This is a genomic window from Leucobacter faecis, from assembly GCF_054456635.2.
This window is the reverse complement of sequence record NZ_JBTJEP020000010.1, coordinates 73333-96746: the sequence shown is the minus strand read 5'-3', so window position 1 is coordinate 96746 and position 23414 is coordinate 73333. Positions and strand designations below refer to the sequence as shown.

Here is a 23414-nt window from a genome sequence, read left to right as displayed (position 1 = left end):
GTGCTTGACCGCTCGGCGCTGGGGTGCTTGGCGCTGGGGCGCTGGGGCGGTCGCGCGCAACGACAACTACATCAATCTCGCGTAGACCATCAAATTTTGTGAGTTCTTGATGGTTTACGCGAGATCGGTGGCGGTGGCGGTGGCAGTGGCGATGACGGGCCGGTGGCGATGGCGATGACGGGCCGGTGGCGCTCGCAGCCCGCGGGCCCGTGTCAGAGGCACACGCTACGCTAAACGGCATGGACTTCTGGTCAGATATCGCCGGTCAACAGGCCGCTGCGCAGACCCTTGAGCGGGCGGCCGCTGAGGGTGCCACTCCCGCGCACGCCTGGCTGATCACGGGGCCTCCGGGGTCGGGCCGGTCGAACATTGCGTACCGTTTCGCGGCGGCGCTCATCGCGCGTAGCGAGGCTGATCGTGAGCGCGTGTACGCGCAGGTGCTCGCGCGCACGCACCCAGACTTGGGGGTGCTCACGACGCAGACCACGGTGATTAAGATCGACGCGGCCCGCGAGGTCGTAGCGAGCTCGTACTACGCCCCGAGCGAGGGGCGGTATCGCGTGTTTGTGATCGAAGACGCCGACCGCATGACCGAGCACACCTCGAACGTGTTACTGAAGGCGCTCGAAGAGCCGCCCGAGCGCACGGTGTGGGTATTGTGCGCACCGAGTGAGGCCGACCTGCTGCCCACGATCAGATCGCGCACGCGATCGCTGCGGCTCGTGACGCCCGCGGTGACTGACGTGGCCGCCCTTTTGCATGCGCGCGACGGTATCGACCTCGCCGACGCTGAGCGGGCGGCGAGGCTCGCGCAGAGCCACATCGGCATGGCGCGCAGCCTCGCGCGTGATCCCAACGCGCTCGAGCGACGTGAACGGGTCATTCGTGGGGCGCTTTCGGTGCAAACGCTGGGAGATGCGATGGCCGTGGCGGGGTCACTCATGAAGGTGGCCGAAGCAGACGCAGCGGCCACGACCGAGCGACGGGAGACCGCTGAGCGTGAAGACGCGATGCGCAGCCTCGGGTTGGCGCCGGGCGCTGCGATTCCGCCGCAGATGCGCTCGCAAATACGCGCGCTCGAAGAAGACCAGAAACAGCGTGCCAAGCGCGGCGTGCGCGACGGCGTTGACCGCATCTTGACCGATGTGCTGTCGCTGTACCGCGACGTTGTTGTGACCGCGCTGATGCACGAGGGTGCCTCGGGTGCTGGCGCTGTGGGTGAGGGCGCTGCGGGTGCTGTGCGCGCTGCGAGTCCCGCGCTTGTGAACGCAGAGTATGCGCGGCAAATCACCGAGCTAGCCGAACGCTGGCGCGCGAAGGGCGCGCTGCGCGCCGTCGACGCGGTTGAGTCAGCGCGCGAGCGTCTCGGCCGCCAGATTACGCCGGGGCTCGTGCTCGAAGCGCTCTTCGCGACAGCCGTGGGCGCGGGCAGCGAACGGTGATCGGCCAGCAGGGTGTCAAACAGGGAAGGGCAACAATGATCCGGATCAAGAGCGGCGCCGAGCGCTGGCGCGCTCGTGCGGCCGCGGGGGCCGTCGCGCTGACGGCAACGCTGGCGCTTGCGCTGACGGGGTGCAGCTCCCTCGCCGGGCTACTGGCCGAGGTGACAGGGGCGGCGGCGCAGGGGGGCGCGACACCTGGCGGCGCCGATCCGGTCGATCTGCCCGAAAAACCTGAGGGCACGGTCGAGGGCTTCGGGGCGCAGCAACCCAACTGGCGCGATTGTGCCGCGGGTATGCAGTGCGCCGATGTGTACGCCCCGCTCGACTGGGCTGACCCGGGCGGTGACCTGATTACGCTGCGGCTCGTGAAGCACGAGGCGACAGGCAAGAACCCGCAGGGCACACTGTTCGTCAACCCGGGCGGCCCGGGCGCCTCGGGCGCAAGCTATGTCACCGACAGCCTCGATTACTCGGTGCCCAGCGAGATTCAGCGCGACTACGACGTGATCGGCTGGGATCCGCGGGGTGTGGGAGCCTCGTCTCCCGTCGCCTGCCTCGACGCAGCAGGCATGGACGAATACCTGTTTGGTGAGGGTGCCGGTGAGGCCGCCGACGCAGGCCTTGAGCGTGGCAGCGATGAGTGGCTAGAACTTGCCGAGACCGAGTCGCGCGCCTTTGGTGATGCGTGCGCCGAGCAGACGGGTGAGCTACTTGGCCACGTCGCCACGAGCGACACGGTGCAAGACCTCGACATGCTGCGCGCCATTGCGGGTGACGACAAGCTCAACTATCTCGGGTTCTCTTACGGCACGTACATCGGTGCCCGCTACGCCGACGCTTACCCCGAGACGGTGGGCAGGCTCGTGCTCGACGGCGCGATGGATCCCAAAACGACCATGCGTGAGGTGGTACGTGAACAGACCCTCGGATTTGAGCTCGCGCTGCGTGCGTATGTCACCGACTGTCTCACTCGCAGTGACTGCCCGCTGAGCGGCAGCGTTGACGAGTCAATGGCCCAGATCTCGGGGCTGCTCGACAAAGTCGACAGCTCGCCCCTCACCGGCAGCGACGGCAGGCTCGTGACCGCCAATACGCTGCTCACGGCGATCATCACCCCGCTCTACGCGCAGAGCAACTGGGGCTACCTCGATCAGCTGCTGTTGACGGTGCATCAAGACGATGCAGACGTCGCACTGCAGCTCGCCGACTTCTACTATGAGCGCGAGAACGGTAAGTATCTGTCGAACTCGACCGAAGCGTTCTCCGCGATCAACTGCCTCGATTACCCCGAGCGCGAGATCAACGTGCCGCGCATGCGTGCAGAAGCCAAGGATCTCGCCGAGATCGCGCCGACAATCGGCCGGTTTCAAGGTTTCGGTGACATCTCGTGCGCCGTCTGGCCGGTCGATGGCAAGGGCGAACGAAATGGTGTGACTGCAGCGGGTGCAGACCCGATTCTCGTGGTTGGCACCACGGGTGACCCCGCCACGCCGTACCGCTGGGCCGAGTCGCTTGCCGACCAGCTCGAGAGCGGCGTGCTGCTCACCTATGAGGGCGAGGGCCACACGGCCTACGGCGAGAGTAACTGCGTCGACGAGGTGATCAACACGTACCTGCTCACGGGGGAGGCTCCCAGTGCAGCTGTGACCTGCAGTAAATAGTGCTCGCCGCGCCCGCGACTCGCGGGTGCCGCGAGCACCTCAAGCGCTCGTGACACGCGAGGGCCGCGACCCGTGTCACGAGTAGCGCTCACCGCGTGCTAAAGTGTTCCCTGGTGTGCGAGAGATTGCGCGCCAGGCCGCCTTAGCTCAGTCGGTAGAGCGATTCACTCGTAATGAATAGGTCGCCGGTTCGATTCCGGCAGGCGGCTCAGCCAGAAGCCCTCACAGCATATGCTGCGAGGGCTTCTCTCGTCTCGCGGCAAGTATCCTTGATGCATTCGAGCCACGGAGGTTCACTTTGAGCGTGTCACCCACACCCCAGCAGGGCCCGCAAGGCCAGCAGCGCCAGCAGGGCCCGCCCGCCCCGCGGCCCACGCGCAAGCGCATCGCGCTCTGGGACAACGCACGCTTCTTGATCATCGCGCTCGTGGTTGTGGGGCACGTGATCTCGACGGTGCGCACCGACTCTGCGCTCACCTTTGGGCTCTACGCCTACATTTACCTGTTTCACATGCCCGCCATGATTCTGCTGTCGGGGTACTTCGCGCACGCCGAGGTCTCACCCAAAGCGATCAAGTCGACGGTTCAGCTCATCGCGGTGTGGCTCATGTGGGAGGGCATCTGGGCGATCATCCATTTTACGGTCGAGGGCGAGGAGCCCGGGCCCAGGTTCTTGATCTCACCCGCATGGACCCTCTGGTTTTTGGTGAGCCTCGCCACAATGCGCATCTTGCTGCCGTACCTCGCAAAGATGCGTCACCCGTTCATCTTCTCGGTCGTGGTCGCGCTGCTGAGCGGGCTGCTGCCCGCGGCTGGCACCGAATTCTCGGCGTCTCGCACGCTTTCGTTCTTGCCTTTCTTTATGCTCGGGTGGCTCGCGCGCACGCGCGGCTGGTTCACGGGCGACTGGTTTGCCCGCCCCACGCTGGCACTGCGCGGAGCCGGCTGGGGGCTGCTCGCCGCGGTTGGCCTGGCGATCGCGTTCATTCCAAACCTGCGCGAGATCTGGCGCATCGACACGTGGCTCACCTGGCGCGACAGCGACGCACAGCTGCTCTCGGAGGCGCCTATCGATGAGTGGCGGGCCCCCACCGAGCTGCTCGGTATGCTCTCGGGCTTCTCTATCACGGCGATGCTGTTGGTGCTCGCGGCGGGAATGACGCTCGCGGTGCTCATCGTCGTACCGCGCGGCCACTCGATCATCACGGTGTGGGGCACCCGCACGCTCTACGTTTATCTGCTGCACGCGCCCATCGTCTGGGTGCTGCGCAAGACCGGCGTGATCGACGCCATCTACGGTCTCGGTCTCGGGGGCATCACACTGCTCATCGTCCTCGGGGTCGCGCTCACTGTGCTGCTTTCGACGACGCTCGTCTCGCGCGCCACGCGCCCTCTCATCGAGCCCCGGATCGATTGGCTCTTCACCCGTGATCCCGGCGAGAAGTCGCGCAAGTAGATTTAGTGCACCGCGCAATACGTCACCTGTAGACTCCGAGTAGCGTTGCCGTAAGACGCTTCAGCTGCCGCTCGCCGATGAGCCAGCTTCGGTGCTACAGGGGGGATACCAATGACGTCAACCATAGTTTTGCACAATGCCCAGCTGATTGATGGGACCGGGCGCGACGTGATCGCCGATGCCGTGGTGATCATCGAAGCTGCCAAAATCGTTTGGGCGGGGTCCGCGACCGACGCCCCCGAGGTTGACGCTTCTAAGAACCCGGTCAAGGTAGATCTTTGCGGCAACACGATCACGCCGGGCTTCTTTGATGTGCACGTGCATCTGTCACTTCCCGGTCCCAGCGGTGGTAGCCAAGCCCTCATGCAAGAAGCGATCGTGCCGCCCTCGTTTCGCTATTTCGAAATCGCCGCGCGGCTCGAGAAGACGCTGGCGGCCGGAGTGACGACTGTGCGTGATCTGATGGGCACTGACACGGGGGTGCGGCTGGCGGCGCAGTACGGGCTCATCAAGGGTTCGCGCCTGCTCGTCGCCGACAAGATGCTCAGCCAGACGGGCGGTCACGCTGACTGGCACATGGGCTCGGGGGTCGACGGTACCTCGGTGGTCGGTGGCAAGCTCGTCGATTCGGTCGATGAAGCCCGTAAGGCTGCACGGGAGCTGCTGCGCGACCATGTTGACGTGATCAAGATCGCGTCGAGTGGAGGCGTCACCTCCATGAACGACGACCCCACGTGGGTGGGCATGCGCACAGAAATGGTGGCAGCCATTGTCGAGGAAGGCAAGAACTACGGCAACATTCCCGTCGCAGCGCATGCCATCGGTTACGGGGGCATTAAGGCGGCGGTGGAGGGCGGCGTGCACAGTGTCGAGCACGGTTACGAGATCGACGACGATCTGCGCCAGCAGATGGTACAAAATGGTCAGTTTCTCGTGCCAACGCTGCTCGAAACGATCCGCCCAGACACCGCGACCCCGCAGGCGCGGGCGAAGAGCGAGAAATGGCACGCGATCGCGCACGAGTCGGTGCGCGCCTCGATCGCCGCGGGCATTAAGGTCGCCGTGGGCACCGACGCGGGCCTGGTGCCCGATCACGGGGACAACCTGGGTGAGCTCCCGCTGCTCGTCGAGTACGGCGGAATGACCCCGATGGAAGCGATCGTGGCGGGCACAAAAACCTCTGCCGAGTGCTGCAGGGTTGACGATATCCTCGGCACGGTAGAGGCTGGCAAGCTCGCAGACATCGTGGTCATCGACGGTGACCCGCTGCAAGATATCTCGCTGGTCACTGACAGTAGCAAAATCTTGTTGGTGATGAAAGATGGTCACCCGGCCGTCAACAGGGGTGGCTTCACCTTCTAGCGTTCTAGTCATCGCGCGCAGGCGTTTCATGTGGTCTAACAATGTGGGATCTGTGGCTCCGCCGCGTCGCCAGGTTGAGATTGCTTTTCGCGGTAGCGTCGAAACCACACAAACGAGCAGGGGGCAATCGTGAGAGCCAGCATGAAGACCGATGGCCGTCGTGCAGGTCGGATCGCTACGGCCGTAGCAGCGGGTCTGTCCGCGGCGCTGCTGGCCGGCTGCGCTGGCCCTCCCGCCGACGCCTCATGGGTGCCGCCCGTGTGGCCCGCGGGCTCCACGGCGGTCACGATGCTTGTGGGAGATGACGCAGGATCCGGATCAAAACCGGCCGCCCCCGAAAGCGGCGCCGAAGAAGCAGATGCCCAGAGCGTAGCCGCCGTGTCACCCGCGAGCGACACAGCAGGCCTCGTCGACGGGCGCATTCGCAACGACGCCGTGGCGCTGCAGGCGCGGTACGTCGAGATGCCAGGGGCTCCCCAGTTCACTGAGCTGGTGCGGGGCGTGCTCGATGCCGCGATCGATGGTGCGGTAGGGCGCTCGGGGGCGGCGAGGTTTGTGCCCGAGGTGTTTGACGGGCAGGCCGGGCTCGGTGACCGCGGTTGTGTGGCTGGCTCCGCCCAGCGGCCCGCGGCCGAGCTGCTCGCCGATCCGACAGTCGGGCCGGTGGGCGGCGCGGGCACGGCCGTCGTATGCGAGCTGACGGAGGCGTTTGGCCCGATGCTCGGGGTCATGTTTCGCACCGTCACTGGCGCAGCAACCGAGGTGACGGGAGACGAGGCTGAGCTGTTCTTCGTCAACGTTGAGACGGGCGAAGCGGTCGATGCGGGGGTGCTGTGGGCGCCCGAAGCGGCCGCTGGCCTGTGGGAGCTCGCTGTCGAAGGGGTGCGCCGCGACGCTGGCGCGCTGAGCGCCGCGCCGCTCGCGGCCCCGAGCGAAGAACAGCTCGAGCTTGCACGCGGGGCGCTCGGCGCCGTGCGGCCCGCGAGCGGCGGGGGCTCTGGCGCTGGTGACGGCGGTGCTGACGGCGGCGACGGCGGCGCTGACGGCGACGGCGACGACGACGGCGGCGGCGACGACGACGGCGGCGGCGACGGCGACGGTGCTGACAACGCTGGCAGCGCCGGCTTCGAGTTCACGCTGCCCGAAGGACTCGCAGCCGACGAACTCGCGGCGCTCGGCGTCACTGCGACGACCGCGCCCCTCACTCTCACGGTCAATGAGCTGCCCGACGGCTGGCTGACACCCGACGGGCAAGAACTGTTCGCGCAGCGCGACGCCCCGTTCGTGGGTGTGCCCGCGTGGAGCGGCGCCCACAACGTCGACTGTGACCTGGTCGCCTGCGTCGCGGTGACCTACGACGACGGTCCCTCGGCGTTCACCGCCGAGCTGCTCGATACGCTGCAGGCGCAGGAGTCGCCCGCGACGTTCTTCATGATGGGCAATATGGTGGCGGGTAGCGCCGATGTGGTCGCGCGTGCCGCGGGCGAGGGGCACGAGCTCGCGAGCCACTCGACTACGCACCCCGACCTCACAAGCATTAGCCCGAGCGCTGCCCGCAGCGAGGTCGTCGGCGCGGGCGAGGCGATCACCGATATCACCGGCCAGCCGGTCACCATGTACCGGCCACCCTATGGCGCGGTCAACGACAGCGTGCTTGAGGCGGTGGGGCTGCCCGCCATCTTGTGGTCGATCGACACGCTCGACTGGCAGGGCCCCGGCGAAACCGAACTCGTGAACCGCACCGTTGACGTGGCCGTTCCCGGCGACATCATCTTGTTTCACGACACACACGCCGACTCGGTCAACGCGGCCGACGACGTGCTCGCGGGGCTGAAAGACCGCGGGTTCACGCCCGTCACGGTGACTCAACTGTTTGGCGGCATTGTGCCGCAAGGAAGGGTGTCTGCCCGATGATCCGGCACACCAACACAGAGACGCCGCTGGGCGAAGAAGCGCTGGGTGAAGAACTGCCCGGTGGTTCGCTGCTCGATGAGCCGCCTGCCGCGGCGGGTGTCGCACGCTCGCCGCGGGCGCGGCGGTCGCCGCGGTCGCGGCGGTCGCGGCGGTCGCGCCGCGTCATCGCTGTGACCGCGAGTGCCGCGCTGCTCTTGGTAGCGGCGGCCGCGTACCTGGTCACGCTGGCTCCGGATCACTATGCGGCGGCTCAGGCCGAGCGCTTGAGTGGCGACTCGGTGGTTGAAGTGAGTGGCGTGGCGCAGGTCGTGCCGGGTGAGGGGTGGATCGCGCAGCCGCGCGTTACCAATTTGGTGGCGTGGCCGCCGCTGCCGGCCGTGCGCGACTGGCGTGTGCTCACCGGCGCCGATACCGGGGTTGAACTGCTGAGCCCCGATCGCGGGTTGAGCGTCGAGCTCGCGGCTGCGCCTGGTGGTGGCGGTGCTGGTGCTGGTGGTGCTGGTGGTGCCGGTGGTGCTGGTGGTGCTGCGGCCACGTGGCTGGGCGAAGGCGCGAGTGATAGCGCCGCGCCCGACACCGCTGCCGTGCTGAATGAGACCCTCGCGTCGGGCGCGCAGCTGCAGCACGTCGATGCGACCGGTGAGGTGCGAGCGGTCGTCACGGTCGACGGGCAGCGGGTGCGGGTGCTCGCGCGCATCACGGGGCAGCCGGGGGCCGCGAGTGACAAGATCGCCGACTACCGGCCGGCACTGTCGGAGCTACTCGAGTCGTTGCGCGTGGGCTGAGTGGTTGGGCCCGGCCACATCTTGACAATAGAATATGCGCGACAAATTCCGCTTCTGGGTCAGTCATAAGCGGAATTTGTCGCGCATATTTTGGCTTAACACACTCATCGAGCATCCGTGGAGTGAGCCAGCCCTCTGACGGGCTAGTCTTGCGCCACGAGCAATTGGTGTTGTGCGAGCTCGCGGTAGAGCGGCGTCGACTCGACGAGCTCTGCGTGTGTGCCCTCACCGATGACGCGGCCCTCTTCGAGCACCACGATCTTGTCTGAGTCGACGACGGTGGACAGGCGGTGCGCGATAACGACAAGCGTGCGCCCGGTTGCCACCGAGTCAAGGGCCTCGCGCATGAGGCGCTCGTTGACGCCGTCGAGGCTCGCGGTCGACTCGTCGAGCAGCAGAAACGGCGGCGCGGTGAGCAGCGCTCGGGCGATTGCTAGGCGCTGCTTCTCGCCGCCCGAGAGCATGACGCCGTTCTCGCCGACCTGCAGGTCAAGCGCCTTCGACAGCCAGTCGGTCGCGGCATTACCTGCCGTGTGTGCGCGCGCCGTTTCAGTTGCACTGCCGTTGGTGCCGTTGGTGCCGCCGCTGCCATCGCTGCCGTCGGCGTGGTCGCTGCCGTTGGTGCCGTTGGTGCCACGGTTGCCGCTGATAGCTGCCGAATGCGCAGTAGTGGCACCAGGGCTGGCTGATCCGGAGCGATCGAGCAGCGAGCCGAGGTTCACCGCGCGCAGCACGCGTTCGCAGGCGGCATCGCTCGCGTCTGGCGCGCCGAGCGTGAGGTTGTCGCGCAGGGTGCCGGCGAGCACCGCGGCGTCTTGTTCGACGTAGCCGAACTGGGCGCGCAGCTCGCGCCGGTCGAGGGTGCGCAGGTCTTGGCCAAAGATCGACACCGAGCCCGACTCGGGGTCGTAGAACCGCTCGATCAGCGCGAGAATCGTCGACTTGCCCGCGCCCGAGGGGCCCACGAGGGCGACGCGGGCGCCACGCGGCACGGTGAAGCTGACGCCGTGCAGCACGGGCGTCTCGAGAATCTCGGCGGGGGCGGCTTCGGCGTCGCGGCGCGACCCGCGGCCGCCACTGCGTACGAGGTCGCGGGCGTCGGTGCGGGCGGGGGCCGCAGAACGATAGGTGAAGTGCACGTCGGTGAACTCGATGGCCGGGACAATGCCCGTGCCGGTGCCGGCGGTGCCGCTTGCGTCGCTACCAACGTGGCTGTCCACGTCGCGCAGCGGCTCGATGCGGCCCGTGGGCGAGAGCTCGGCGTCGTGTTCAGTCTCGGTGGGCAGCGCCGTGATCTCTTGGATGCGGCCGAGAGCGCCGAGGGCCTGGCTCACGGCCGCGATCGCACCGAAAGCCTGCCCGAGCGGCATCACCATCAGAAACAGGAAGATGATGAACGTGACGAGCTGGGAGATGGTGATCGCGCCGGTGGCGACGCGGTAGCCGCCGAGCCCGAGCACGATGAGAAACGAGAGCTGCATCGCCAGAAACGAGACGGGCACGATGAAGGCCGAGATCTTGGCGACCTTCACGCCCAGCACATACGCCTCCTCGGCGTCGCGCTCGGTGGCGCGCTGCTCGCGCTCGGTAGCTCCGGCCGCGCGAATGGTGCGAATGGACGAGATCGACCGGTCGACCTGGGCGGCGAGATCGCCCACTTTCTCCTGCGATCGGGCGACCGCGGGACGAATGCGCCCCGAAACGATAACCACGACGACGAGGGCCACCACGATCACGCCAAACGTGATCAGAAACAGCACAGCGTCAATGATGAGCATGCCCACGAGTGCGCCCACAAATACGAGCATGCCGCTGATCGCCTCGACGAGACCCTGCGTGAGCACGGCCCGTAGTAGGGTCGTGTCGCTGCCGACGCGCGAGACGAGGTCGCCCGTGCGGCGACGGTCGAACTGGGTGATGGGCAGCTGTAGCATGCGGGCGATAAGCCGCTTGCGGCTGGCGAGCACAACGCCCTCGCCCATACGCTGCAGTACGTAGTGCTGTAGCCCGCCAAGAATCGCGCCGGCCACGACAATCGCGCAGAGAATTCCGAGCAGCCAGCCGAGCGGCTCGGCGCCCTCGACACGGGTGATCAGCTGACCGAGCAGCAGCGGCTGCGCGAGCGAGGCCACGGCCCCCGCGAGCCCAAAAGCGATCGCGAGGGTGAGTAGGCGCCGCTGCTCGAACAGGTACGGGAGCAGCTGCTTAAGCGAGGCGCGCGGGCCGCGATGCTGCGTACTGCCTGCGCCCCTGCCTGCGCGAAAGCTGCGCGGGCCGCGGGCCCGTGTGGGGCGGCGCTTGGAATCGCGCTGCGGGTTCATCGTCGTTGCTGCGTCTTGAGTGTGCCCGGTCACGGCCCTACTCTAAGCTGCGCCCCCTGACAGTTGCCCTGGCACGCTACCCGTATGGCCGTTTGCCGACGAGCCGGTATCGACCCGTGTGGTGGTTTGCCGACGAGCCGGTATCGAAATGACGAGTCGGCCCGATAAATACGTATTTTCGATGCCGACTCGTCATTTCGATGCCGAGTGGTCAGGCTTCGCGGCGCGCGGCGGCAGCGCGCGGCTCTGGCGGCCTGCGTTAGCTCCGGATCGCGCGCGTGGTCACCGCAAGGTGAAGCGCAGCCTCGGCGGCCTCGCGCCCCTTCGACTCGGGGTCGCCCGGGCGACCTGAACGATCGAGCGCCTGCTGCTCGTTGTCGACCGTGAGCACGCCGAACCCGACGGGGCGGCCCGTGTCGAGCTGCACCCGCGTGAGGCCGTCGGTGACGGCGTTGCACACGTAGTCAAAGTGCGGTGTGCCTCCCCGCACGATCACACCGAGGCACACCGCCGCATCAAACCGCGGCCCGGCAGCACCGGCACCGGCACCAGCGCCGCCGGCACCAGCACCGGCTACACCGGCTACGCCGCTGGCGCTGCTCAGCGCTGCCTGCGCCGCGAGCGGCAGCTCGAACGCGCCCGCCACGCGAAACACCTCGGCGGTGGCGCCGGCCGCGGCCACCGCGCGCTGCGCCTCTTCGATCATGGGCGACAAGATCTCGTCGTGCCAGTGGCCGGCGATGATGGCGACCGACAAGCCGCTCGCATCGACCGACAGGTCTGGAGCTCCGGCTCCGCTCATGGGGTACTCCTTTGGTTGGTTTGGGTGGGTGTGGATTCTGCGACTCCTGCGTCGCGCAGAATGACGGGTGGGTGGGCCGCGCAGAATGACTGGTGGGTGGGTCGCGCAGAATGACGGGTGGGTGGGCCCCGCAGAATGACGGGTGGGTGCGTCGCGCAGAATGACGGGGGACGGTGCCCGCGCTACCCCTCGTCATCCGGCGCGAAGCGAGCTTGCGAGCGAAGTCGCCGGATCCAAGCGACTAGCTCGTTTGAATATCCTGCGGCAGGTCGTGGTTCATGCGGTCGCGCTTGGCCGACATGTAGCCGATGTTGTGCTCGTTCACGCCCACCACGAGCGGCACCCGCTCGGCGATGTCGATACCCGCTGCGCGCAGCTGTTCAACCTTGTCGGGGTTATTCGTGAGCAACCGAATGCCCGAAAGCCCCAGGTCGGCGATGATTTCGGCGGCGGCTGAGTAGTCGCGAGCGTCGCCGGGCAGCCCCAACTGCAGGTTGGCATCGAGCGTGTCGACGCCCTGCTCTTGCAGTTGGTAGGCGCGCAGCTTGTTCGCGAGCCCAATGCCGCGCCCCTCGTGCCCGCGCAGGTACACGACGACGCCGCCGCGCTCATGGATCAGCGCGAGCGAAGCCTGCAGCTGTGGCCCGCACTCGCACTTCATCGACGCAAATGCCTCGCCCGTGATGCACTCTGAGTGCACCCGCACGAGCGCGCCCGCCCCCGGTGCGGTGCCGTCGGGCAGCGGCGCAACAAGCGCCAGGTGGTCAACGCCCACCCGGCGATCGCGGTATGCGCTCGTCTGAAACTCGCCGTACTCGGTCGGCAGCATCGTGCTCGCGCGCACGCTCACCCGCCGCTGCTTGGGGGCAGCGGCCCGCTGATCCGGATCAATAGGATCGACCGCGTCGAGGTGCGTGATGAGCTGTTCGATCGTGATCACAGGAATATTTTCTTGCGCCCCGAGCTCGATCAGACCGGGCAGCCGCATCATCTCGCCGTCTTCGGCGACGATCTCGCCGATCACGGCGACGGGCGAGAGCCCCGCGAGCTTCATGAGCTCGACGCCGGCCTCGGTATGCCCCGCGCGGGCGCGCACGCCGCCGTCGACGGCACGCAGCGGCAGAATGTGCCCTGGACGGTGCACATCGGTGGGCACAGCTTTGGGGTTCGCGAGCGCGCGCAGGGTGGTAGCGCGGTCGCTCGCGCTAATGCCCGTGGTGACTCCCTGCGCCGCGTCGACGGTGACGGTGTAGGCGGTGGCGCGTACGTCTTCGTTGCGCTCGACCATCATGGGCAGGTCGAGCTGGTTCGCGACGTCGTTGGTCATGGGAGCGCAGAGTAGCCCCGACGACCAGCGCACGGCCCAGCCGATCCACTCGGGCGTCGCGAGCTCGGCAGACAAGATCACGTCGCCCTCGTTCTCGCGGTCCTCGTCGTCGGCGACGATGACGGGGCGGCCGGCCTTGATGGCGGCGACAGCTTCGTCGATGGTGGAGATGCCTGGTGTGATCATGAGCTGAGCCCTTCGGTTGAGGCGGAGTTGGCGGAAGTAGCGGTGGTAGGGGCGACGCCCATGCGCAGCATGCGGGCGACGTGGCGGGCGAGAATGTCGGTTTCAACGTTGACGAGAGCGCCGATGGCGAGGCTTCCGAGCGTCGTGGCGGTGAGCGTCTCGGGAATCAGCGACACTTCAAACCAGTGCTCGTCTGCTGCGTCGGGGTCAGACACGTTCGACACCGTGAGCGAGACGCCCGACACCGTGACCGAGCCTTTATCGACGAGCAGCGCCGCGATGTCGCGTGAGACCGCGAAGCCCAGCACCCGCCACGCCTCGTGTTCGGCGACGCTCACGAGCCGGGCGGTGCCGTCGACGTGGCCCTGCACGATGTGGCCGCCGAGCCGGGTGTCCATGCGCACCGCGCGCTCGAGATTCACCGCGGCCCCCACGGTGAGGGAGCCGAGCGTCGACATATTGAGCGTCTGCGCCATCACATCGGCCACGAACGTGCCAGCGTCGGTGCCGCCCTCGACGCCGCCCTCAGCGCCGCCTCGCGCGACGACGGTGAGACACACCCCCGACACACAGATCGATGCGCCGTGCTCGGCATCACTGGTGACGAGCGGCCCGCGTATCGTGAGCCGCAGTGAATCTGCGACCGGCTCGATCGCGACGACCTCACCGACCTCTTCTACTAGCCCTGTGAACATCACATTCCCTTCGATGGTTGGTGCGTATCGCCAGCAGAGTCGGCCTCGCCTGCTGAGTCGGCCTCGCCTGCCACGATCTCGGCCTCGAACAGCCAGTCGGTCCCCAGCTGCGTGAGCCGTGCAGCCCGCAGCGGCTTCAACCCCGCCATGCTTGCGACGCCCAGGTCACCAAGCGCGACCCGCGGCCCGCCCAGCAGCGCGGGCGCCACGTACACGAGCACGTCGTGCGCGAGCCCCGCCGCAATCAGCGCGCTCACAATGCCCGGGCCGCCCTCTACAAACACGCTCCGGATCCCGCGTGCCGCAAGCGCCCGCAAGTCGTCGGCGAGGTACTCGCCGGTGTACTGCAGCGGGGCGGTGAGCGCGTGCGCGGCGAGGGCCGGGTGCTGGTTAATACGGGCTGACGCGGGGATCGGCCTGCGGCCGAATACCACGGGTATGGGTTGTTGCTCGGCGGGCACGAGCAGTTCACCGCACGCGGTGCGCGCGGTGAGGCTCGGGTCGTCAGCGATGAGGGTGCCCGTGCCGACGAGAATCGCGTCTGCGGTCGCGCGGCGGCGGTGCACGTCGGCGCGGGCGTCTGGCCCGGTGATCCACTGGCTCGAGCCGTCGGCCGCGGCCGCACGCCCGTCGAGGGTTTGCGCCCATTTCACGGTGATGAGGGGCATCCCCTCACCGGCCACGGTGTGCGTGGATGCTGCGACTCCTGCGTCGCGCAGCATGACAGGGGAGGGGGTGTGCGAGGGTTCCCCCTCCGTCATCCTGCGCGAGGAACGAGTCGCAGGATCCAGGTCGCGGTGCATGGATGCTGCGACTCCTGCGTCGCGCAGCATGACGGGGGTGGGGGCGCTCGCTCGCGTGGCCTGCCGCGCCAGCCAACCTGCGATGAGCTCGCGCGCTTCGGCCGCCAGCACCCCGCCGCGCACCCGCACCCCCGCGGATCGCAGTGTGGCTGCGCCACCCGCCGACGCCCCACCAGACGAGGCGCCGCCCGGGTCGGCGAGCGCATACACAACCGCCCCGATGCCGGCCGCAGCGAGCGCGACCGCGCAGGGGCCCGTGCGGCCCGTGTGGTTGCACGGCTCGAGCGTCACGACGGCGGTGAGTTCGCCCGCACGGGCCCGCCACGACGCGGGCAAGCGCGCGAGCGCGGCGGCTTCGGCGTGGGGCGATCCGGCGCCCTCATGCCAGCCCTCGGCGACGATCGTGCCGCGGGCGTCGATGATGACGCAGCCGACCTGCGGGTTCTCGTCGAGCGCTGGGCCGCGGCGCGCGATAGTGAGCGCCCGCCGCATGGCATCGTCGACCAGCGAGTCAGTGGTCACCGCGTCGTTCATGGCCGCCATTCCTTGCACGCCGGGTACGCAAGGAACCGCGGGGTGCGCGGTTTCTGCGTTCCTCTCATCCGGACTAGAGCGAAAGCATCGCCCATCACCGTCGGTACCGGAGTTTCACCGGTTCAACATCGCGGATGCGACGCTCGCGGACTATCACCGCCGGTTCGGATTCTCACCGACCCCGGAACACATTCTTCATCGTAGCCCGTGACGGGAGGGGTGCGAAATAGCAGGATCTGCCGGTTCGCTGTTGGCGGAGGGATAGTCGCGCTTCAAAGCTGAAGCGCCGTGCTGCGCTTCCGATTGCACTAGGGGCGCACTATACTTCTCACTGTGGTGAATGTGAAGAATAGTGCGCACGGTGCTCAAGTGCTAGTGCGAGACCAGGGTGGTTTTGGCGCGTTCGTGCGTTCGTCGCGAATCCAAGCTGGTCTAACTCAAGAGCAATTGGCGGGTATGGCCGCGAAGAGCCGTCGATGGCTGCAAGATGTTGAGGGAGGAAAAACGGCACCATCCCTGCCAAGCGCGATCGCCCTGGCGAACGCACTCGGGTACGAAATTATGGCTGAACGCTCAGAGCCTTCGAGGCTGCTTGACCAAGTGTTTGGAAACTTGGAATGAGTGGCGACGTAGACACACTCGACCTGTGGCTTGATGGCCGTTTGGCGGGTCAGCTCTTGCGCGGCGTGGCGGGGGACGTTGAATTCATTTACGATGCGGCTTATTCGCATGACCCGTATGCGACTCCGGTGTCGATGAGTCTTCCCAAATCCCATCAGAACCATGGGCCTGATCGGGTGATGCCGTGGTTGTCCAATTTGCTTCCAGATGCCCAGGAAGTGCGTGAACGGTGGGCAAGAAAGTTTCATGAACATCGGAGTGACCCGTTCACGCTGCTTCGCTACATGGGACAAGACGCGCCTGGGTCGGTTCAAATTGTTCCTGAAGGTGAAAGCCCCTCGCAAACAGGAGTTCTTGCGCATATTAGCGAGGCAAAGATTGCAGATCGCATTGCGGGGATCCTCGTAGATCCAGAACACTGGGTTGACGACACTGATGAAGACGAAAGCCGGTTTTCCCTTGGCGGTTATCAAGGCAAGTTTGCGCTATCTCGGGTAGGAGATCGCTGGTTCGAGCCCAACGGGCGCGCTGCGAGTACTCACATTGTGAAACCTGGGATGGTGACCGCAACAGGTGCGACGAATGACTCCGTGCAGGCGGTCGAATTTGTCACTATGCGAGCGGCACGGGCTGTCCAAGTACCAGCAGCTACTGTTGAGATCCTTGACTTTGCTGGTACACAAGCGTTTGTTACCACCCGGTACGACAGGGTTGTGCAAAACGACGGCGAAGTGACACGGGTACATCAAGAAGACTTTTGCCAGGCGCTTAGTGTGTTTCCCACGCGCAAGTACGAAGACGATGGTGGGCCAACCCTGGGTGACACCGAATATCTCGTTCGTACTGCGTCTTCACCCTCATATAGAGATCAGGATCGTAGTGCCCTTGTGCGCCTTGCTGGGTTTAATCTCTTGGCGGCGGGAGTGGATGCGCACGCAAAAAACCACAGCCTACTGCTTGTTGGTAGAAATGTTCGTCTTGCTCCGGCATACGACCTTATCTCGGCGCATGGAATTTGGGATGAGCATCGAGTTCGGTTTAAGTCGGGCGCAGCTGTGAAGTATGGCAAGAATCGGAGGTATCGGAACATCACCGGACGCGATTTAGCCCGAGCAGCAGATGTGCTACGAATCGACCGAAAGAATTTCGTGGAGCAACTACGCGAGCTGGCCAAAGCTCTACCTGAGGCTTTTGACCAGGCTGTCGCAGAGCTCCCCCAAGGTTTCGCAGTGGAACAGGTGCGACGCATGCCAGACCGGGTTTGCCGTTTTGCTGATGATGTCGTAAACCGAGTGTCTGAGTCTGACTTGCTCGAGACCCCTAAATTTGAGGGGGCCCGAATGGATATGGCGACTTTTTCGACCAGGGTCTGGATGCGTGGACACCGCGCGAGCAACGGTACTTGGCAGACGGGGTATTACAGGCATCGAACTTAGCCCCACCCACTCACCCAAACAGGTCGGCGAACATCTTGCCGTTCGCGATCACGTTCATGGTGAGCACAATGATCATCGCGTTGAAGAAGAACGCGATCGAGGTGTGCCACACGATCGTCCACCGCATGCGCGAGCTCAGCACCTGCACGTCTGACACCGCGAACGTGGTCGCGTTGGTAAACGACAAATACGCGAAGTCCACAAGCTTCGGCTCGGGGGTGCCCGGAAACTTGAGCGGCGGCATCTTCGCCCGCAGATAGCGCGAGTAGTAGATGCGCGCATACCCCCAGTTAAACATTGCCCACGACAGCAGCATCGCCCACACCGCCGCGGCCTCCGACGCAGCGTCGTGCTGGTCCATGCCGAGGCTCGTGATCAGATCGATCGCGACGCTCAGGCCGATGAAACTCGAGCCAAACGTGAACAGCACCGACAGCAGCCGCGTGATCGGGTGGCCCACGATCGTGCGCGTGACGAGCGCGTCGGGTCGCTCGCGCATCGCCCCGACCGTGAGCGTGATCGCGGTCGCCCCCAGATACAGAGTCGCGATCGCGCACCACACGAGCAGCCGCAAAATATCGAAGCCGTCATCGGGCCCCCACAGCAGCTTGGCGCCCAGCCACACGAGCCACAGCTGCATCAAGATGCCGGTAATCGCGACCGCGAGGCCCACGGCGGTACGCCATCTTTGAGATCCGGATCGTGCCGTGCCGGTCATGCCCGTGCGCCTGTCGAACCGGGCTTTGCTTGTGATTCGGGCTTCGCTGGCCCTTCGGGCTTCGCGGCCGCCGAAGCGACGAGGTCGCGCAGCGTCGCATCGGGCAGGTACGCGCGCGTGAGGGCGATGCCGATGCGGGGCAGATCACCCTCGTCGCGAAACAGCAGGTGCAGAGACTCGTGGCGCGGATTGAACTTCTGTTTGAAGCGGTGCAGCGACTTGAACCCGTAGAGCGGTTCGATAAGCTCGCCCACCTGCGCGAGCACCTGGTCTACGGGCCCGGTCTCGGCGTCTGCCGGGCGCACGAGTGGGGCCCCCGAGAGTGACACAAACTCGTACCCCTGCTGCGCAAAATGCTGCGCCGACGACGCGATCAAAAACTCCATCACGGGGCCAAACCCGCCGTCGCGACGCCGCATCAGATCGAGAGTCCATCCCACAACGCGGGGCTCACCCGTCGCCGGGTCTTGCGGGCCATACACGGGCAGCCACGAGGTGATGCCGTGCAGGCTACCGTCGGCATCGACCGCGATGCCCACGAGTACGCGCGGGTCGAGCGCCTCGTCAACCGTGCCCAGGGTGAAGCGCATCTCGGGTAGGCCTTTGTCGCCCGTCCACTGCTCAGAGATCGCACGCACCTGCGCGAGCGTCGACCACGGCTCGTCTGTGAGCGTCACCATGCGAAACTCGATGCCCTCGCGGGTGGCCCGGTTAATCGCGGTGCGCACATCGCCCCACGGCTTACCCTTGAACTCGAGACCAGGCAGGTCGACGATCGTGTCTTCTGCGACGATCACGCTGCGCCAGCCCGAGGGCCGGGCACTCGCGACGTCAGCGCTCACCGAGAACGCACACGGCACGAGCCCCGCCTGCTCGGTGACCTGCGCAAACTCCTGCAGCGCGTCGGCCGTCTCGTGCGCGGCGACGATCGGGTCGCCCAGCATAATCGCGACGCCCGAGTGTGACTGGTACGCGAGCGCGCCCGATGCGGCAGCGCCGGTCGTGCCCACGGCAGTCGGCCCGGCAGTAGCCACCGCGCCCGCCGCGATGCGCTCATTGAGGTTCCACGTCGTCATCCACGAGATCGTGCCACCGCCAAAGCGTTCGAGCCGAGCCACGAGCTCCTCCCTGGATAGGGCTTCTGCGGCAAGCGTGCGATGCGCTCGCCGCAGCCGCACGCGAAACGAGCCGCGACCCACAAACAACACAGCCAACATTGCCGCCCACAACACGCTGGGGGCGAAAGCGAGCCCCACAATGTCGATGGGGGCATCGATCAGCTCGTATTGCAGCATCAGCGGCAACGCGAGCGTAGCGAGTACGCCCGTGACCACGTTGTAGAACCCCAAAATAAGCGCCACCACCCAGCCCAGTTTGTGGCCGAGGCGCAGACCGTTCGCGATGAGTGCGATCACCGCCACATCGATGGCGACGTCAACGAACGACGCGACCGGCTGATTGCGGCCGAGTGGCCCGTCGTATGGCACGACCAAATTGAGAATCTGAATCACACCAATGGCGATGATGCCGGTGAACGCGATCAGTCGCCATTCGCGCTGGCTGGGCCGCCCCGAGCGGCGCCGAAACGCGGGCAGAAAGCCGCTCACCGCGAGCGCTATCGCCATCGCGATGGCATGTTCGAGGTCGTGGATCATGCCCAGGTAGAACACTGAGATGGTGACCCACAGGAAGACCGCGATGCGGGCGCGCAACCGCCACGGCGACGGCAGCGTGGCAATCGCAAACACGAGCGCGGTGAGCGCACCGCAAGATGGCCCCACGTCGTACACGGTGGCGAGGTGGGTCGCCCAAAGCGAGTCGGTTTGGGCCGCGGCGGCCAAAAGTGCCGCCGCGCCCAGCACACCCACCAGGTGCCCGGCAACGAAGAGGCCCGCTGTGCGCAGCGACCCAAACTTCCACTCGGCCCAACCGGTGCCGCCGATCACGAGCGGGGCGAGGGTGACGTAGACCCACGGGTGACCGGCGAAGAACATGGCGGTGAAAACCGTCCACCAGCGTCCCTCGGTGAGCGCGGGCAGCCCCGTGGCAACGTCGTGAAACCAGGGTTGGTCGGCCGCTGCGGCCCACAGGCTGCCCGTGGCCACACCCACTATGAGCATCGCGAGCACGAAGCTCGTGGTGAAGGGGGTGCGCCGCAGTACGCGCAGAGTGGCTGAGAGCCCCGCCCTGCCCCGCCCCGACCTCGCCGTTTCGCTGACCGCTGTGTCGCTCATAGACACAGTCTACGAAAAGCGGGCAACCAAACGCAGGATTTAGCGCAGCAGTCCGATGCGTTCGTACACGAGCTTCAGGGTGCGCTCGGCGACTTCGTTCGCGCGCTCGGCGCCCTTCGCGAGCAGCCGATCCAGCTCTGCCGGGTCTGCGAGGAGCTCTTCGGTGCGCTCGCGCACGGGCGCAAGGCTGCCCTCCACGACCTCAACGAGGCCCTTCTTGAGGTCGCCGTAGCCGCGGCCGTCGTACTCAGCGACGATGCTGTCGACCGTCTGGCCCGACAGCACCGAGTAGATGGTGAGCAGGTTCGAGACGCCGGGCTTCGCGTCGCGGTCAAACCGCACCACACCCTCGTCGTCGGTGACTGCGCGCATGATCTTCTTCTTGGTCACATTGGCCGGATCGAGCACGTTCACGAGCCCGGCATCGCTCTCGGCCGACTTCGACATCTTGGCGGTGGGGGTCTGCAGGTCGTAGACCTTTGCGGTGCCCTTCGAAATGTGCGCCTCGGGCACAATGAACGTGTCGCCAAAGCGCGAGTTGAAGCGGTTCGCGAGGTCACGCGTGAGCTCGACGTGCTGGCGCTGGTCTTCGCCCACCGGCACCGAAGCAGCCTGGTACAGCAAAATGTCGGCGGCCATCAGAATCGGGTACGTGAACAGGCCCACCGAGGCGGCGTCGGTGCCCTGCTTCTGCGACTTGTCCTTGAACTGCGTCATGCGGCCGGCCTCACCGAAGCCCGTCATCGTGTTGAGCACCCAGGCCAGCTCGGTGTGAGCGGGCACGTGTGACTGCACGAACAGGGTCGACTGCGCCGGATCAATGCCTGCGGCGATGTACTGCGCGGCGGTGCGGCGGGTGCGGGCGATAAGGCCTGCCGGATCCTGCGGCACGGTGATGGCGTGGAGGTTGACGACGCAGAAGAACGCGTCGAAGTCCTCTTGCATCTTCGTCCACTGGCTCAGTGCGCCGATGTAGTTGCCGAGCTGCAGGGAGTCGGCCGAGGGCTGCATGCCCGAGAACAGAACGGGCTTTACGGTGTTGCTGGTGTCAGTCATAGTGTTGCTTCTTCGCTAAAGGTTAAAAAATTGTGGTGTTGCGAGGGTGGGGGCTTCGGGCCCGCCGCTCTCCGGTCGCTTCGGCTTCGCCTTCGCTCCTGCCAGGCCCAGCCAATCGGCGGGCCCGAAACCCCCACCCTCGCAGCCGATCGATTGTTACTCGAGCAGTAGCGGTTGGGGCTTTGCCCAGCGCTTGGCTGGGTCTGGCGGGAGCGGCGGCGCAGCCGACGCGGATGGAGAGCGCTGGGCAAAGCCCCAACCGCTAATGCGGAGGACTACACGCAGTAGTCAACGACGACGGCAGCGTGGTCCGACCATCGCTCGTCGTAGGCGGCCGCCCGGTCAATCACGTAGTTTTCGACGCGCTCACCGAGAGCGGGCGTCACCACGTGGTAGTCGATGCGCCAGCCCGTGTCGTTGTCGAACGCCTGCCCGCGGTTTGACCACCACGAGTAGGGGCCGTCGACCTCGCCCGCCCACTTGCGGCCCACATCGATCCAGCCGAGGCCGGGCCCTTCTGAACCGTCGACACCGATGATGGTTTCGCCCTTCGTGCCGAAGTAACGGTCGAAGTAGGCACGCTCCTGGGGCAGGAAGCCGGACTTCTTGACGTTGCCCTTCCAGTTCTTAATGTCGAGCTCGCGGTGACCCACATTGAAGTCGCCCACGATTGACACGAGTGCGCCGTCGGTGTCGAGCTCGCTCATGCGGTCGCCCATGGCGTCGAGGAACGCCCACTTGGCTTCCTGGCGGGGGGTGCCCACCTCACCCGAGTGGGTGTAGTTGCTCACCACGGTGAGGGTCTGGTCGCCCAGCTCGAAGTCGGCCTCGATCCAGCGGCCCGACGACTGGATGCGCTCCTGCGCGTCGGCGGGGCCCAACCCGATCCGGTGCGAAATGGAGGGAAGTCGGCTCGCGATCGCGACGCCCGCGCGCCCCTTGATCTCGCAGGGGTCGTGCAGCCAGTGCCAGCCCGCGTCGCCCAAAAACTGCTGCAGGTGCTCGTCTTGCGCGCGCACCTCTTGCATGGCGAGGATGTCGACGTCGCGAGACGCGAGCCACTCACCCATGCCTTTGCGGTAGGCGGCACGAATGCCGTTGACGTTGACGGAGGCGACGCGCAGGGTTTCGACCATGCGCTCTAGTCTACTCAGCCGTGACCGGCCTGTGGCCTAGAACACCATGGGGCGGTCGTACTCGTCTTCAAACGTGCCGCCCAGCAGCTCGACGTCGATTTCGGCGACGACCGGCACGTGGTCGCTGGGGGCGTCGCCGCGGCGCTCGTCACGGTGAATCGCGGCCCCCGTGACGGCGTCAGCGAAACCACGCGACCCCATGATGAAGTCGATGCGCATGCCCTCATTTTTGGGAAAGCGGCCCGCCTTGTAATCCCAGAACGTGAACCCGTCGGGCACGATTGGGCGCACCACGTCTTCGACGAACGGCTCGAACGAGGCAAACATGTCGCGCTCGGGCGCCGAGACGTGTGTGGACTTACCCACCGTGAACGATGGATCACCCATGTCGGCCGCGAGGGGCGCGATGTTCCAGTCGCCCATGAGGGCGAGGGGCAGATCCGGATCTTCATCGAGCCACGCCTCGGCATTGCGGCGCAGCGCCGCAAGCCACTCGAGCTTGTACGCGTAGTGGGGGTCGTCGATGCCGCGACCGTTGGGCACGTAGAGGCTCCAGAGCCGCAGGTCACCGACGGTGACACCGAGCGCGCGCGCCTCGAGCGGTAGGCCGTTGGGTCCTTCGCCCTGCACTCCCTCTTGCCCCTTGATGGGCTTGCCGAAGCCGGGCATGCCGTCGAACTCGCGGGCGACATCGGTCATCTCGTGTCGGCTGGCGAAGGCGACGCCGTTCCACTGGTTGAGGCCGTGTAGCTCGAGGTGGTAGCCGGCGCGCTCGAACGCTTCGACGGGAAACTGGTCGGGCCGGCACTTGATCTCTTGCATGGCGAGCACGTCGATGTCTTCGCGTACGAGCCAGTCGACGACGCGGCCGACACGGGTGCGAATAGAGTTGACGTTCCAAGTGGCGATGCGCATGTCTCAAGCC

General features: G+C 66.2%; 18 protein-coding genes, 1 tRNA gene and 1 riboswitch. Of the genes, 9 read left to right on the top strand and 10 right to left on the bottom strand.

Features of this window, described 5'->3' with window-relative positions; translation table 11 throughout:
- Window positions 1-239 precede the first annotated feature (239 nt).
- The 7 genes from ACXR2T_RS09580 (at window position 240) to ACXR2T_RS09550 (ending at window position 8620) form a co-directional block, all read left to right on the top strand.
- Window positions 240-1442 (top strand): DNA polymerase III subunit delta', encoded by a 1203-nt coding sequence (locus ACXR2T_RS09580; protein WP_458838502.1) that lies wholly within the window; start codon window positions 240-242, stop codon window positions 1440-1442.
- 35 nt (window positions 1443-1477) lie between these two features.
- Entirely contained in the window at window positions 1478-3103 is a 1626-nt protein-coding gene (locus ACXR2T_RS09575) for an alpha/beta hydrolase (protein WP_458838501.1), read from the top strand.
- Window positions 3104-3239: 136 nt separating this feature from the next.
- Window positions 3240-3312: transfer RNA gene (locus ACXR2T_RS09570), tRNA-Thr, on the top strand.
- Between the two features lie 95 nt (window positions 3313-3407).
- Complete coding sequence (locus tag ACXR2T_RS09565; RefSeq protein WP_458838500.1) at window positions 3408-4559, top strand: acyltransferase family protein; 1152 nt, start codon at window positions 3408-3410, stop codon at window positions 4557-4559.
- Between the two features lie 111 nt (window positions 4560-4670).
- Complete coding sequence (locus ACXR2T_RS09560; protein ID WP_458813328.1) at window positions 4671-5921, top strand: metal-dependent hydrolase family protein; 1251 nt, start codon at window positions 4671-4673, stop codon at window positions 5919-5921.
- Window positions 5922-6050: 129 nt separating this feature from the next.
- Window positions 6051-7835 carry a polysaccharide deacetylase family protein gene (locus tag ACXR2T_RS09555; protein WP_458838499.1) on the top strand — a complete coding sequence of 595 codons (1785 nt, stop codon included), beginning with the start codon at window positions 6051-6053 and terminating at the stop codon, window positions 7833-7835.
- Window positions 7832-8620 carry a hypothetical protein gene (locus ACXR2T_RS09550; RefSeq protein WP_458838498.1) on the top strand — a complete coding sequence of 263 codons (789 nt, stop codon included), beginning with the start codon at window positions 7832-7834 and terminating at the stop codon, window positions 8618-8620. Before ACXR2T_RS09555 ends, ACXR2T_RS09550 begins: the two co-directional genes overlap by 4 nt.
- A gap of 143 nt (window positions 8621-8763) precedes the next feature.
- On the opposite strand, the gene ACXR2T_RS09545 is transcribed toward ACXR2T_RS09550, so the two are convergent.
- The 5 genes from ACXR2T_RS09545 to ACXR2T_RS09525 form a co-directional block, all read right to left on the bottom strand.
- Window positions 8764-10941 (bottom strand): ABC transporter ATP-binding protein, encoded by a 2178-nt coding sequence (locus tag ACXR2T_RS09545; RefSeq protein ID WP_458838547.1) that lies wholly within the window; start codon window positions 10939-10941, stop codon window positions 8764-8766.
- Window positions 10942-11200: 259 nt separating this feature from the next.
- Window positions 11201-11743: a 6,7-dimethyl-8-ribityllumazine synthase gene (ribH, locus tag ACXR2T_RS09540; RefSeq protein WP_458838497.1), complete on the bottom strand. Its 543-nt coding sequence runs from the start codon at window positions 11741-11743 to the stop codon at window positions 11201-11203.
- A gap of 241 nt (window positions 11744-11984) precedes the next feature.
- Complete coding sequence (gene ribB, locus ACXR2T_RS09535) at window positions 11985-13256, bottom strand: 3,4-dihydroxy-2-butanone-4-phosphate synthase (RefSeq protein ID WP_458813320.1); 1272 nt, start codon at window positions 13254-13256, stop codon at window positions 11985-11987.
- Window positions 13253-13951: a riboflavin synthase gene (locus tag ACXR2T_RS09530; protein WP_458838496.1), complete on the bottom strand. Its 699-nt coding sequence runs from the start codon at window positions 13949-13951 to the stop codon at window positions 13253-13255. Before ACXR2T_RS09530 ends, ribB begins: the two co-directional genes overlap by 4 nt.
- Window positions 13951-15288, bottom strand: a complete 1338-nt coding sequence (locus tag ACXR2T_RS09525; RefSeq protein WP_458838495.1) for a bifunctional diaminohydroxyphosphoribosylaminopyrimidine deaminase/5-amino-6-(5-phosphoribosylamino)uracil reductase RibD — start codon at window positions 15286-15288, stop codon at window positions 13951-13953. Before ACXR2T_RS09525 ends, ACXR2T_RS09530 begins: the two co-directional genes overlap by 1 nt.
- Before the next feature lie 52 nt (window positions 15289-15340).
- Window positions 15341-15481, bottom strand: a riboswitch (FMN riboswitch).
- A 140-nt stretch (window positions 15482-15621) separates the two neighbouring features.
- On the opposite strand from ACXR2T_RS09525, the gene ACXR2T_RS09520 reads away from it, so the two are divergent.
- Together ACXR2T_RS09520 and ACXR2T_RS09515 are read left to right on the top strand one after the other, a co-directional pair.
- The gene (locus ACXR2T_RS09520) at window positions 15622-15909 is read left to right on the top strand and encodes a helix-turn-helix domain-containing protein (protein ID WP_458838494.1); all 288 of its coding nucleotides are present in this window, start codon (window positions 15622-15624) and stop codon (window positions 15907-15909) included.
- Window positions 15906-17345: a type II toxin-antitoxin system HipA family toxin gene (locus tag ACXR2T_RS09515; protein ID WP_458838493.1), complete on the top strand. Its 1440-nt coding sequence runs from the start codon at window positions 15906-15908 to the stop codon at window positions 17343-17345. Before ACXR2T_RS09520 ends, ACXR2T_RS09515 begins: the two co-directional genes overlap by 4 nt.
- Before the next feature lie 10 nt (window positions 17346-17355).
- On the opposite strand, the gene ACXR2T_RS09510 is transcribed toward ACXR2T_RS09515, so the two are convergent.
- The 5 genes from ACXR2T_RS09510 to ACXR2T_RS09490 form a co-directional block, all read right to left on the bottom strand.
- Complete coding sequence (locus ACXR2T_RS09510) at window positions 17356-18063, bottom strand: DUF1345 domain-containing protein (RefSeq protein ID WP_458838492.1); 708 nt, start codon at window positions 18061-18063, stop codon at window positions 17356-17358.
- Window positions 18060-20297, bottom strand: a complete 2238-nt coding sequence (locus ACXR2T_RS09505; RefSeq protein ID WP_458838491.1) for a bifunctional lysylphosphatidylglycerol flippase/synthetase MprF — start codon at window positions 20295-20297, stop codon at window positions 18060-18062. Before ACXR2T_RS09505 ends, ACXR2T_RS09510 begins: the two co-directional genes overlap by 4 nt.
- Window positions 20298-20336: 39 nt before the next feature.
- Window positions 20337-21353 (bottom strand): tryptophan--tRNA ligase, encoded by a 1017-nt coding sequence (gene trpS, locus ACXR2T_RS09500; RefSeq protein ID WP_458813309.1) that lies wholly within the window; start codon window positions 21351-21353, stop codon window positions 20337-20339.
- 275 nt (window positions 21354-21628) lie between these two features.
- Complete coding sequence (locus ACXR2T_RS09495) at window positions 21629-22489, bottom strand: exodeoxyribonuclease III (RefSeq protein WP_458838490.1); 861 nt, start codon at window positions 22487-22489, stop codon at window positions 21629-21631.
- Between the two features lie 36 nt (window positions 22490-22525).
- Window positions 22526-23404: an exodeoxyribonuclease III gene (locus ACXR2T_RS09490; protein ID WP_458838489.1), complete on the bottom strand. Its 879-nt coding sequence runs from the start codon at window positions 23402-23404 to the stop codon at window positions 22526-22528.
- Window positions 23405-23414 lie beyond the last annotated feature (10 nt).

Coding starts and splice junctions, on each gene's coding strand:
- ribB (WP_458813320.1), bottom strand. CDS start 13,256: ATGATCACACCAGGCATCTCCACCATCGACGAAGCTGTCGCCGCCATC.
- ACXR2T_RS09530 (WP_458838496.1), bottom strand. CDS start 13,951: ATGTTCACAGGGCTAGTAGAAGAGGTCGGTGAGGTCGTCGCGATCGAG.
- ribH (WP_458838497.1), bottom strand. CDS start 11,743: ATGAGCGGAGCCGGAGCTCCAGACCTGTCGGTCGATGCGAGCGGCTTG.
- ACXR2T_RS09515 (WP_458838493.1), top strand. CDS start 15,906: ATGAGTGGCGACGTAGACACACTCGACCTGTGGCTTGATGGCCGTTTG.
- trpS (WP_458813309.1), bottom strand. CDS start 21,353: ATGACTGACACCAGCAACACCGTAAAGCCCGTTCTGTTCTCGGGCATG.
- ACXR2T_RS09580 (WP_458838502.1), top strand. CDS start 240: ATGGACTTCTGGTCAGATATCGCCGGTCAACAGGCCGCTGCGCAGACC.
- ACXR2T_RS09510 (WP_458838492.1), bottom strand. CDS start 18,063: ATGACCGGCACGGCACGATCCGGATCTCAAAGATGGCGTACCGCCGTG.
- ACXR2T_RS09545 (WP_458838547.1), bottom strand. CDS start 10,941: ATGAACCCGCAGCGCGATTCCAAGCGCCGCCCCACACGGGCCCGCGGC.
- ACXR2T_RS09490 (WP_458838489.1), bottom strand. CDS start 23,404: ATGCGCATCGCCACTTGGAACGTCAACTCTATTCGCACCCGTGTCGGC.
- ACXR2T_RS09575 (WP_458838501.1), top strand. CDS start 1,478: ATGATCCGGATCAAGAGCGGCGCCGAGCGCTGGCGCGCTCGTGCGGCC.
- ACXR2T_RS09525 (WP_458838495.1), bottom strand. CDS start 15,288: ATGAACGACGCGGTGACCACTGACTCGCTGGTCGACGATGCCATGCGG.
- ACXR2T_RS09560 (WP_458813328.1), top strand. CDS start 4,671: ATGACGTCAACCATAGTTTTGCACAATGCCCAGCTGATTGATGGGACC.
- ACXR2T_RS09505 (WP_458838491.1), bottom strand. CDS start 20,297: ATGAGCGACACAGCGGTCAGCGAAACGGCGAGGTCGGGGCGGGGCAGG.
- ACXR2T_RS09495 (WP_458838490.1), bottom strand. CDS start 22,489: ATGGTCGAAACCCTGCGCGTCGCCTCCGTCAACGTCAACGGCATTCGT.
- ACXR2T_RS09550 (WP_458838498.1), top strand. CDS start 7,832: ATGATCCGGCACACCAACACAGAGACGCCGCTGGGCGAAGAAGCGCTG.